12 protein-coding genes and 1 riboswitch are annotated in these 11202 nt (G+C 70.7%); of the genes, 10 read left to right on the top strand and 2 right to left on the bottom strand.

The genetic code is table 11. From position 1 onward, the window contains the following. Positions 1–20 precede the first annotated feature (20 nt). Entirely contained in the window at positions 21–722 is a 702-nt protein-coding gene (locus tag E3T61_RS18780) for a TetR/AcrR family transcriptional regulator (RefSeq protein WP_134642375.1), read from the bottom strand. Positions 723–926: 204 nt separating this feature from the next. Between E3T61_RS18780 and kynA the strand changes: the two genes are divergently transcribed. From kynA to purQ, 5 genes are read left to right on the top strand one after another with little or no spacing between them, the layout of a single operon-like run. Next, positions 927–1781, top strand: a complete 855-nt coding sequence (kynA, locus tag E3T61_RS18775; RefSeq protein ID WP_134642374.1) for a tryptophan 2,3-dioxygenase — start codon at positions 927–929, stop codon at positions 1779–1781. Beyond that, on the top strand, positions 1778–2749 hold the full coding sequence (locus E3T61_RS18770; RefSeq protein WP_134642373.1) for an amidohydrolase family protein: 972 nt from the start codon (positions 1778–1780) through the stop codon (positions 2747–2749). The genes kynA and E3T61_RS18770 overlap by 4 nt, the downstream gene beginning before the upstream one ends. Then, positions 2746–4065 carry a kynureninase gene (locus tag E3T61_RS18765; RefSeq protein WP_134642372.1) on the top strand — a complete coding sequence of 440 codons (1320 nt, stop codon included), beginning with the start codon at positions 2746–2748 and terminating at the stop codon, positions 4063–4065. The genes E3T61_RS18770 and E3T61_RS18765 overlap by 4 nt, the downstream gene beginning before the upstream one ends. A gap of 40 nt (positions 4066–4105) precedes the next feature. Next, positions 4106–4375: a phosphoribosylformylglycinamidine synthase subunit PurS gene (gene purS, locus E3T61_RS18760; RefSeq protein WP_066598101.1), complete on the top strand. Its 270-nt coding sequence runs from the start codon at positions 4106–4108 to the stop codon at positions 4373–4375. Then, positions 4375–5073 (top strand): phosphoribosylformylglycinamidine synthase subunit PurQ, encoded by a 699-nt coding sequence (gene purQ, locus E3T61_RS18755; RefSeq protein WP_134642371.1) that lies wholly within the window; start codon positions 4375–4377, stop codon positions 5071–5073. The genes purS and purQ overlap by 1 nt, the downstream gene beginning before the upstream one ends. A gap of 85 nt (positions 5074–5158) precedes the next feature. Here purQ and mgrA read toward each other — a convergent pair whose 3' ends face one another. Continuing rightward, on the bottom strand, positions 5159–6184 hold the full coding sequence (gene mgrA / locus E3T61_RS18750; RefSeq protein ID WP_134642370.1) for an L-glyceraldehyde 3-phosphate reductase: 1026 nt from the start codon (positions 6182–6184) through the stop codon (positions 5159–5161). A 120-nt stretch (positions 6185–6304) separates the two neighbouring features. Between mgrA and E3T61_RS18745 the strand changes: the two genes are divergently transcribed. The 5 genes from E3T61_RS18745 to E3T61_RS18725 all read left to right on the top strand — a co-directional run bounded on the left by E3T61_RS18745 (position 6305) and on the right by E3T61_RS18725 (position 11184). Then, positions 6305–6775, top strand: coding sequence for a DUF3817 domain-containing protein (locus E3T61_RS18745; protein ID WP_241992682.1), 471 nt, complete (start codon positions 6305–6307; stop codon positions 6773–6775). Between the two features lie 171 nt (positions 6776–6946). Next, positions 6947–7056, top strand: a riboswitch (TPP riboswitch). A gap of 33 nt (positions 7057–7089) precedes the next feature. Beyond that, positions 7090–7734, top strand: a complete 645-nt coding sequence (locus tag E3T61_RS18740; RefSeq protein WP_134642368.1) for a YkoF family thiamine/hydroxymethylpyrimidine-binding protein — start codon at positions 7090–7092, stop codon at positions 7732–7734. Between the two features lie 186 nt (positions 7735–7920). Next, positions 7921–8544 (top strand): ECF transporter S component, encoded by a 624-nt coding sequence (locus tag E3T61_RS18735; RefSeq protein ID WP_241992681.1) that lies wholly within the window; start codon positions 7921–7923, stop codon positions 8542–8544. Between the two features lie 7 nt (positions 8545–8551). Further along, the gene (locus E3T61_RS18730) at positions 8552–10384 is read left to right on the top strand and encodes an ABC transporter ATP-binding protein (protein ID WP_166793310.1); all 1833 of its coding nucleotides are present in this window, start codon (positions 8552–8554) and stop codon (positions 10382–10384) included. Further along, the gene (locus E3T61_RS18725; RefSeq protein WP_134642365.1) at positions 10381–11184 is read left to right on the top strand and encodes an energy-coupling factor transporter transmembrane component T family protein; all 804 of its coding nucleotides are present in this window, start codon (positions 10381–10383) and stop codon (positions 11182–11184) included. The genes E3T61_RS18730 and E3T61_RS18725 overlap by 4 nt, the downstream gene beginning before the upstream one ends. The last annotated feature ends 18 nt before the right edge of the window (positions 11185–11202 follow it).

Raw genomic sequence — 11202 nt, 5'->3', positions numbered from 1 at the left:
AGCGCCCGCGGCGCGGTGGATCAGCGGGCGGCGCGGGAGCCGCGGGCGGCGCGCTTGGCGCGGCGGGTGAGGCCGTGCACCGTGGCCTGGAACTCCTTGACGCTCAGGGGCCGCCCTGGCAGCTTGGGCCGGGCCTTCTCGGGCATCCGCAGGCCGTCGAGCACCAGGGAAAGCTGCCGGCGCCACTGGCCGCTGTAGCCGCCGCCCAGGGTGCCAAGCGACCCGATCATGGTGACGAGAACGGCGAGGTCCATCGAGTCCACGTCCGGGCGCAGGTCGCCGTCTTTCTTCGCCTGCGACACGAGCGCGGCGATGAAGCTCTCGAACTCCACCGACGGCCGGGCCGTGGGGTCGATGGTGGCCATCCGCTTGAGGATCGGCGGCAACGACGGGTCGGCCACCAGCCATTCGGCGAGGCGTTCGGTGTACAGCACCACGCCTGCCCACGCGGTCGGCGCGGCCTCGATCTCGCCGCGGACCGCGAACAACTCGGCCAGTGCGATGTCGTAGAGGGCGCGCACAAGGTCGTCGCGGGTGGGGAAGTTGCGGTACAGGGTGGCCACGCCCACATCGGCGCGGCGGGCGATCTCTTCGAGCGAGGCGTCGACGCCGTGCTCGGCGATCAGGCTGCGCGCCTCGTCGATGAGACGTTCACGGTTCTGCCGGGCGTCGCGGCGCCGCGGTTGAGACGCGTCCTGCGGGGGCCGGGCAGAGGTAGTCATGGGGTCGATTCTAGATCCCCTTCCTGCGAGGTCACGGAGGGCGGCCTCCCCGGCCAACCAGGCCGTGGGTCGGCGTGCTCCGATGCCTGCACCGCCCCGGCGTGTCGGTTCGCTGCGGGGCCGCCCGTGTTGCGCCCGCGCCGAAGAGCCCACACAATTCAGGGAACAGAACCGGGCCGCACCGTGCCCGGCGGAATGGGAGCCATGCCAGTGGAGAACAACACCCGCGACCTCGAGGCGGACATCGTGACCGACTTCCGCGAGCGGATGAGCTACGGCGGATACCTGGATCTCGGTACTCTGCTCTCCGCGCAGACGCCCGTGAGCGACCCCGAGCACCACGACGAGCTGCTCTTCATCATCCAGCACCAGACCACGGAGCTCTGGCTCAAGCTGGTGCTGCACGAGCTGCGCGCGGCCGCCGAGCACCTGCGGAACGACCGCCTGCCACCAGCGCTCAAGGGCATCGCCAGGGTCAAGCACATCCAACGCACCCTCACCGAACAGTGGTCGGTGCTCGCGACGCTCACCCCCACCGAGTACGCCCAGTTCCGCGACTTCCTCGGCAGTTCCTCCGGATTCCAGTCCTACCAGTACCGGGCAGTGGAATTCGTGCTCGGCAACAAGCATCCGCGCATGCTCGAAGTGTTCGCCGACGACCCCGGGGCTCTCGCACTGCTGACCGAGGTGTACCGGGCGCCGAGCATCTACGACGAGTTCTTGCGCTACCTGCACCGGCAGGGCTTCGAGATCCCCGCGGCGGTTCTCGAGCGTGACGTGACCGAGGCCTGGGTGCTACACCCGGACCTGGTGCATACCTTCCGTGGCATATACGAGAACGAGACGGAGAACTGGAACGTCTACGAGGCCTGCGAGGAGCTCGTCGACCTCGAGGACAACTTCCAGCTCTGGCGGTTCCGGCACCTGAAGACCGTGCAGCGCATCATCGGCATGAAGCCGGGCACCGGGGGCTCCAGCGGGGCCGGCTTCCTGCAGAAGGCTCTCGAACTGACCTTCTTCCCCGAACTGTTCGCCGTGCGCACCGAGGTGGGCCGGTGACGGTCGTGCTGCCCGGGTTCCTGGACGCGCACGTGCACCTCGCGCTGTTCGACCCGGCGCGCCTCGCCGCCGGCGGCATCGGCCGGGTGCTCGACCTGGGCGGGTGGACCCCCGCCGCCGCCGAGTTGGGCGACCACGCGGGCGGGGATCGTCCAGAGGCCCGGTTCGCCGGCCAGTTCCTCGGTGCCCCCGGCGGCTACCCGAGCCGGCAGGCCTGGGCTCCAGCGGGCAGCTCCTGCCCGGTGGCCGCACCTGCCGACGCCGTCGAGGCGGTGCATCGCCAGGCCACGGCCGGCGCCTCGGTGATCAAGGTGACCCTCAACTCCGCGGCCGGGCCGGTGCTCACGGCCGACACCCTCGTGGCCATCGTGACGGCGGCGCACAAACGGATGCTGCCCGTCGCCGCCCATACCGAGGGCGCCGGCCAGGCCGAGGCCGCGTTCGACGCCGGGGTGGACCTGCTCGCGCACACGCCGTTTTCCGAGCGCCTGTCCGATGCGCTTCTCGGCTCGATGGCCGGCCGGATCACCTGGATCAGCACGCTGGACATCCATGGTTGGGGCGAGCCGACCGCGGCATTCCACCTGGCCAGCGACAACCTGGCCCGGTTCCACGCCGCGGGCGGCCGGGTGCTCTACGGCACCGACCTCGGCAACGGACCGCTGCCGGTGGGGCTCAACCGACGGGAGATCACGGCACTGCTGGCCTGCGGGCTCTCCCCCGACGACGTGCTCACCGCCCTGACCGCGGACTTCCCGGGTCGGCCGGACGCGGCATCCGTTGCCGCGGCATCCGGCGAGCGCCCCGACCGGGCCGGGCCAGTTACCGTTATACCCGGCGACCGTCCCGCCGACCCGCACGACCTGGCCGGTTTCACCGACTGGCTGCTCTCCGCCCATGCACTGCCCGCCCATGCACTGCCCGCCCGCGCACTCACCCGGCCCGACCTCGAGGACCTCCGATCATGACCCAGCACGACACCACCGTCGCCGACGGCCTTGATGCCCACCTCGCCTTCGCGCGGCGGATGGACCGCATCGACGGCCTCGCCCACTACCGCCGCCGGTTCGTGGGCCTGGACGACAGCACCGTGGACGCCGATCCGGATGCGCCGTCGATCGTATACCTGGACGGTAATTCGCTCGGCCGACCCACCATCGCCAGCGTGGAGCGCATCACCGAGTTCCTCGGCACCGCCTGGGGCACCCGGCTGATCCGCGGCTGGGACGACGAGTGGATGGAGTTGCCGCTGACCATCGGCGATGCCCTCGGCCGCGCCGCGCTCGGCGCAGCCCCCGGCCAGGTGTACATCGGCGACTCCACCACCGTCACCCTGTACAAGCTCGCCCGCGCCGCCGTGGACTCGCTGCCGGCCCGCAGCGAGATCGTGCTCGACACCGACAACTTCCCCACCGACCGGTATGTGCTGGCCGGCATCGCCGCCGAACGCGGCCTCACCCTGCGCTGGATCGAGTCGAGCACCACCGGCGGCGTCACCGTGGAGCAGGTGCGCGCCGTGGTGGGCCCGCAGACCGCGCTCGTGGTGCTCAGCCATGTGGCCTACCGCTCGGGGTTCCTCGCCGATGTGCCGTCGATCACCGCCGCCGTGCACGAGGCCGGCGCGCTCGTGCTCTGGGACCTCTGCCACTCGGCCGGCTCCGTGCCGGTCAACCTCGACCTCGACGGCGTGGACCTGGCCGTGGGCTGCAGCTACAAGTACCTCAACGGCGGCCCGGGAGCCCCCGCGTACGGCTATGTGCGTGCCGAACTGCAACCCGATCTGTCCCAGCCGATCCAGGGGTGGATGGGCGCCGCCGACGTGTTCGCGATGGGCCCGGAGTACGTGCCGGCCACGGGCATCCGTCGCTTCATGAGCGGCACCCCGGCGATCGTGGGCATGCTCGCCATGCAGGACACCATCGCTATGATCGACGAGGTGGGCATCAAAGCGGTGCGGGCCAAGTCGGTGGCGCTGACCGAGTTCGCGCTCGAACTGGTGGATGCCTGGCTGGCGCCGCTGGGCGTCACCGTGGCCTCCCCACGCGAGCACACCCACCGCGGCGGCCACATCACCGTGAACCACCCGGCCATGCGGCAGGTCACCCGGATCCTCTGGGAGCACGACGTGATCCCCGACTTCCGCGCGCCCGAGGGCCTGCGAATCGGGCTGTCGCCGCTGAGCACCAGCTTCGTGGAGACCTACCAGGGCGTCGCGGCCGTGCGGGACGTGCTGCGCGGCATCCTGCTCGGCCAGGCCGGTCTGGCCCCGGCTGGGGGCCTGTAGAATCGTCAGCATCCGCCCCCGACGTCTTACGGAGTGAGCCATGCCAACCATCGTCGTAGAAGTTATGCCCAAGGCAGAACTGCTCGATCCCCAGGGCAAGGCCGTCGCCGGCGCCCTCCGCCGCCTCGGCAAGACCGAGTTCACCGGCGTGCGCGTCGGCAAGCGATTCGAACTCACCGTGGAGGGCCCCGCGGACGCCGCACTGCTCGCCGAGGTGCAGGAACTCGCCGACACCGTGCTCTCCAACTCCGTGATCGAGGACGTGACCGACGTCTACGTGCTCGAGGTCGCCGCCGGGGAAACGCACTGATGCGCATCGGCGTCGTCACCTTCCCGGGCTCGCTCGACGACCGCGACGCCCAGCGCGCCATCCGCCTGGCCGGTGCAGAGCCCGTTGCCCTCTGGCACGGCGAGCACGACCTGCACGGCGTGGACGCGCTCGTGCTGCCCGGCGGGTTCAGCTACGGCGACTACCTGCGCGCCGGCGCCATCGCGAGCCTCTCGCCGATCATGGCCGAGGTCATCGACGCCGCCAACAAGGGGATGCCCGTGCTCGGCATCTGCAACGGCTTCCAGATGCTCACCGAGGCACACCTGCTCGAGGGCGGCCTCATTCGCAACGAGGCCGGCGCGTTCATCTGCCGCGACCAGCGCCTGCGCATCGAGAACAACTCCACGGACTGGACCGGCGGCTTCACCGACAAGCAGGAGATCACCATCCCGCTGAAGAACGGCGAGGGCGGCTTCATCGCCTCGACCGAGACCCTGGCCCGCCTCGAGGGTGAGGGCCGCGTGATCGCCCGCTACCTTGACGTGAACCCGAACGGTTCGCTCAACGACATTGCCGGCGTCACCAACGCACGCGGCAACGTCGTGGGCCTGATGCCGCACCCCGAGCATGCTGTGGAGCCCGGCTTCGGCCCGGATACCGCCGCCGCAATGCGGAGCGGCGTGGACGGTCTTGCGTTCTTCACCTCGGTGATCGAGCGCGCGCTGGTCAACGCGTAGGTTTTTCGGGGCCGAGTTGCCCTGGTTCGGACGAATTGCCCCGGTACGCCGGGGCAATTCGTCCGTCAAAGGGCAACTCGACGGACTAGACGGCGCTGGACGGCTCCCAGAGGTTGATGCCCAGGTCCACGGCGTGTGCGTCGATCGCGGTGACTTCCTCGTCGGTGAAGACAAGATTGTCGATCGCGGCGATGTTCGTCTCCAGCTGCGTGACCGAGGACGCGCCGACCAGCGCCGAGGTGACGGTGCTCCGCCGAAGCACCCACGACAGCGCGAGCTGGGCGAGCGACTGGCCGCGCGCATCCGCGATCTCGGTCAGGGCACGGATGCGCCCCACCGTCGCCTCGTTCACCATGTCACGGCTCATCGACCCGGCCTGCGACGCGCGCGAGCCCTCCGGCACCCCATTGAGGTAGCGGTCGGTGAGCAGCCCCTGGGCGAGCGGGGAGAACGCGATGCAGCCCACGCCGAGGTCGTCGAGGGTGTCGAGCAGGCCGCCCTCCACCCAGCGGTTGAACATCGAGTAAGAGGGCTGGTGGATCAGCAGCGGCGTGCCCATCTCGGCCAAGATTTCGGCGGCCTGCCGGGTGCGTTCGGGTGAGTAGGAGGAGATGCCGGCGTACAGCGCCCGGCCGCTCGTGACGGCCGTGTGCAGCGCGCCCATGGTTTCCTCGAGCGGGGTCTCCGGGTCGGCCCGGTGGGAGTAGAAGATGTCGACGTAGTCCAAGCCCATCCGGCCCAGCGACTGGTCGAGGCTGGACAGCAGGTACTTGCGCGAGCCGAAGTCACCGTACGGCCCCGGCCACATGTCGTAGCCGGCCTTGGTGGAGATGACGACCTCGTCGCGGTGGGCGGAGAAGTCCTCGCCGAAGATGCGGCCGAAGTTCGTTTCGGCGCTGCCGTAGGGCGGGCCGTAGTTGTTGGCCAGGTCGAAGTGGGTGATTCCGAGGTCGAAGGCCCGCCGCAGGATCGCGCGTTGCGTCTCCACGGGCACGGTGCCGCCAAAGTTCTGCCAGAGGCCCAGCGAGATCGCGGGCAGCTTGAGGCCGCTGCGCCCGGTGCGGCGGTACGGCATGGACTCGTAACGGGTGTCTGCGGGAAGGTACGTCATGATCTCATGCTGGCACAGTGGCCTGGCGAGGTTCCATCCTTCGACGGATGCTCCGCTCAGGCTGGGCTGACAGGCTGGGAGCAGACCTGCCCACCACCCACACCGTACGGAGTTCTCCCCGTGTCTCCCCGCCTGCTGTACCGCATCCTGTCCATCGCCGAGGCGATCACCTGGACTATCCTGATCACCGCGATGCTTCTCAAGTACGTGTTCGCGCCGGGCGACTTCGGGGACGGCGCGGTGCGGGTGGGCGGTTTCGTGCACGGGCTGGTGTTCCTGGCGTACGGGATCACCGCTGTGCTCGTGGGCGTCAACCAGCACTGGGGGCCCCGGCTGATGCTCCTCGCCGTGTCCACCGCCGTGGTGCCCTACGCCACGATTCCGTTCGACCGCTGGCTCGAGCGCCGCAACCTGCTCGACGGCGGCTGGCGCCGGGAGGCCACGGACGACCCCCGCGACCACACCATGGTGAGCCGGCTGCTCCGCGTCGGCCTGGCACGGCCGCTGCTGCTGGCATCCGTTCTGGTGGTCGGCCTGGTCGCCGTGTTCACGACCCTGCTCGTGATGGGCCCGCCCGGCGGCGGCGCCTGACCTAGTCGCCAACACCGCGGCCAGCGCTCGACGCGGGCTCGTGTTCGTCGAGCGCGGGTCACGCGCCGCTCCGCGGGTGGCGTGCCACGAGCGCAGCGGCGCGTGACCCGCGCATCACGCCTGACCTGGGGCGTCACGCTGGACGCGCGAACGTCGCGACCGTGTATGGTCGGTGCTGTACACGGGAGTCCGGTAAGCCGGGCTGAGAGGAAGCTTCCTAAGCTTCGACCGTTGAACCTGATCTGGATCATGCCAGCGCAGGGAGAACGCACTCAACACCATCCCGTGCCCTGTTCACCGACAGAAGGCGCGACATGACACATCCCACCCCCACCCTGCCCGACCCGGCGCCGGCGGCATTCACGCCGCTCGAATTCGGCGTGGGCGCCCGCATCACGCTCGCCGTGATGAGCGACCGCTACGCCGACATTATCCTGGACGCCATCCGGAGCACCGACACCGCCGGCCTCACCGTGGACACCGGTGTCGTCAGCACCTTCGTGGGCGGCGCCGAGGCCGACATCCTGCGCTACCTCACCGACCTCATCGGCGCGGCCGCGCGGAGCGGCCACCACGTGACCGCCACCGTGCACTTCTCCCGCGGATGCCCCGGCGAGGTCGTCTGCGCCCTGCCCGGCGGTGCCGGGCCGCTCGCGAGCGAGATCCCCGCGGCGACTCCCGTGGGCATCATCGCCGCGGGCGAGTGGGCGCTGTACCCGCTCGACGACGGCGGGCGCCCCGGAACGCAGCCCGACCACATGCGCGACATCTACGCGGCGATCGACTTCGCCAAAGCGAACGGCAGCTTCGTCGCGTCCGAGCACTTCGTGACGCGCCTGCAGGGCGACCTTGCCACCGTGCTGCAGACGGCCGCGGCCGGCTGGATCCTCGTGGGGCAGAGCGTGCAGCACGTCACCAGTCACCTCACGCTGTCGATCAACAGCCCCTCCGCGCGCTGACCAGGCCCCCGCCGGGCGCCGTCTGACCTGGCGGCAGAGCACCCCGCGGGCCTCCCGCCTCGGCTCGGCACGTCAGGTTCCGATTCCCTGTTCGGCCCCCGTGGCCGTTCCCCGCACGCGTCCGTGTAGATATCCAGGCCACCTCCTGGCCTCCCTCGCTTTCCCTCTCTCATGAAGGACACCACCATGTCTGCTGCACCCTCCACCACCACGCCCGCCGCCGCATCCGCCCGCCCCATCCACCGTTTCACCCTCAAAGACCTCGTGCTCATCGTCGTGCTCGGGGTGGTCTTCGGCTTTCTCTACTGGGCGCTCGTGCAGGCGTGGACGGGGCTGTCGATCCTGCTCGGACCGGCCGGCGATCTGGCGCAGCACGTGCTGCTGGGCGGGTGGCTGCTCGTGGCACCCATCGCCGTGGCCATCGTGCGCACCCGGTTCGCCGGGGTGATCGCCGAGATCCTCGCCTCCGTCATCGAGGTCGTGTTCCTCGGTTCGGCCGTCGGGCCGATGCTCTTCGTCGCCGCCGCGATCCAGGGCGCCGGCAGTGAGCTGCCCTTCGCGCTGCGCCGGTATTCGTCGTTCGGCTGGGGAAGTTACGCGCTGTCCGGGCTGCTCGGTTCGGGATTCGTGTTCATCTTCTCCGCCTTCCGCTCCGGCTGGTTCGGCCAGGACCTCTTCTTCCTCCGGTTGGGCATCCAGCTGGCCTCCGGCGTCATCCTGGGCGGTCTGCTGGCCAAGGTGATCGTGGAAGCGCTGGCCAAGACGGGCGTGGTGGACAACTACGCGATCGGCCGCGCGCTGAATGCCTAGGCGGGGCGTGTCTGACACTGAGATGCCCACCGCCGCTGCGCCTGCCGTCGCCTTCCGCGATGTCACCGTCACGTTTCCCCGGCAGGACCGCGCCGTGCTGCGCGGCGCCAGCTTCAGCATCGCCGCCGGGGAGCGTGTGGTGCTGTTCGGTCCGTCCGGCGCCGGCAAGTCCACCCTGCTGGCCACGATCACCGGAGTGGTGCCGCACTCGGTGATCGCCCGGGTCACCGGATCGGTCACCGTGGCGGGCCGGGACACCCTGGCCACCGAGGTGGTGGACCTCTCCCGGCACCTCGGCGTGCTGCCGCAGGATCCGGACTCGGCCGTGTGCCTGCCCGGGGTGGAACAGGAACTCGCCTTCGTTCTCGAGAACCGCGCCGTCTCGCCGGCGGATATCTCCGACCGCATCGACGCCGCCCTCGCCGTGGTGGGCGCGGGCGGGCTGCGCAAGCGGCAGACCGGCTCGCTGTCGGGAGGAGAAAGCCAGCGTGTGGCGCTCGCGGCGGCGCTGATTGGCGGGCCGGACATTCTGGTGCTCGACGAGCCGACCTCGATGCTGGATGCCGACGGGCTGCGGCAGGTGCGCGACGCGGTCGACGCCGCGACCCGGCACGGCACCGTGGCAGTGCTTCTGGTGGAACACCGACTCGACGAGTATGCGGGCAGCCGCGGGGTGGCCGGGCTGCCGGAGCGGTGCATCGTGCTGGGCGCCGACGGGGCGATCACGCACGACGGGCCCACCGCATCCGTGCTGCCGACGGCAGCGGTCGATCTGCACTGGGCCGGCTGCTGGCTGCCCGGCGACATCGAACTGCAGGCCGCGCTGGGCCTGGCTGCCGGGCTCGCGGCGCCGGAGGTACAGCGGGCGCTGCTGGCGCTGGCGGGCGAGGGGTGCGGTGCGCCTGAGGTGTTCGGTCCGGTCGTGTTGGCCGGACACGACCTGACGGTGAGCCAGGACGCGGCGCCGCGAGCCGTGCGGCGCCGGCCGTGGCCATTCCGCCGGGCCGCGCGGACCTCCAGTGACGGGCAGATGACACGCGACGGACAGAGCACTCGCGGCGGTCCCACCGGAAACGGCGGACACCTCGCACGGGACGGGCGAGCCGAGAAACGGCGGGTGCTCCTGAGCGGTGTCAACCTCGAGCTGCGCGCGGGCGAGATCGTGGCCGTGCTCGGTCGCAACGGCGCCGGCAAGTCCTCGCTGCTGCTCACCCTCGCGGGCCTGCTCGCTCCGGCCGGCGGCACCGTGACCGGTGCTCGGCCCGGCCTGGTCTTCCAGAACCCGGAGCACCAGTTCCTGGGCAACACAGTGCGGGAAGAGATCAACGTCGGGCTGCCGGCCGGCTCTGAGCGGGTGGACCGGGTGCTCACCGAGCACGGGCTCGGCCCGCTCGCCGACCGGAACCCCTACCGGCTCTCCGGCGGTCAGAAACGCAAGGTCAGCCTCGCCGCGATGCTCGTGCACGAGCGACCCAGCCTGCTCGCCGACGAGCCGACGCTCGGCCTCGACCGTTGGGCGACCATCGCCACGATCGCGGCGTTCCGCCGGGCCGCGCGGGCCGGGCGCGGCATCCTGCTCTGCAGCCACGATCTGCGCACGGTCGCGACCCTCGCCGACCGGGTGCTCGTCGTGGCGGACGGCCGAATCGTCGCGGACGGTTCGGTCGTCGAGGTGCTGCGCCAGGGCGACCTGCTCGCACGGGCCGGGATCACCGTGCCGCCGCTGCTTCGCTGGCTCATCGCCAGGCTGGACTCCGTCGCCCAGGTGCGGCGGGTGCTCGACGCCCTCGACGCGACGGTGGATGCGGGCGCTACCGTGCCCACTGTGGAGGCTCCATGAATGCGTCGAGCGCCCTCGGTGCCGTGGCCCCTTCACCCCTGGCCCGGCGGAACCCGACGGTGAAGCTCGCGATCCTGTTCATCGTGTCGCTCGTGCTGCTGGTCGTATTCGACCCGGTCACCCCGGCGCTGCTCTACCTGCTCGGCCTCGCCGCGGTACTGGGCTTCGCCCGGCTCCCAATGCGCACCATCGTGTTGGCCCACCTGCCATTCGTCGGCTTCGCCCTGGGGATCCTCGTCGTCAACGCCCTGAGCCGGCCCGGCGAGGTCCTGGTGGACCTGCCGCCGATCCGCGTCACGGTGGAGGGGCTGCTGGTGGGATCGGCGCTGGCGCTCCGCACGATGGCCATCGGCATCCTGTCTATCGGCTTCATCGGCACGACCGACCCGGTGGCGCTGATGACCAGCCTGCACCAGCACGCCCGGCTCAGCGCCCGGGTGACCTTCGCGGTGCTGGCCGGCTACCGGATGCTGCAGCAGCTGCCCCGAGAGTGGCAGGTCATCCGGCAGGCGCAGTCAGTGCGGACACCTTTCCGGGAGAACGGCGCCACCCGGTTCGGCATCAGCGAATTCGGGCGAGCGGCGTTCACCCTTCTCGTGGTGTCCCTGCGGCGCGGCGAACGGATGTCGCAGTCGCTGGAGTCGCGCGGGCTCGGCCTGGGCGCACGCACGGTGTGGCGGCCGGTGCCGCTCGGCCCGGCCGACTGGCTGCTGCTCGCCGGCACGCTGGGCCTTCTGGCGCTCGTGATCGCCGGCGTCGGCACCCTGGGATTGGGTCTCGGCCCGGGCATATTGTTCTGAGTCGAGCGTCGTGTCGGC

Source organism: Cryobacterium lactosi, assembly GCF_004403945.1.
Lineage (GTDB): Bacteria > Actinomycetota > Actinomycetes > Actinomycetales > Microbacteriaceae > Cryobacterium > Cryobacterium lactosi.
The sequence above is the reverse complement of the archived record's forward strand: the minus strand, read 5'-3'. Positions and strand labels throughout refer to the sequence as shown.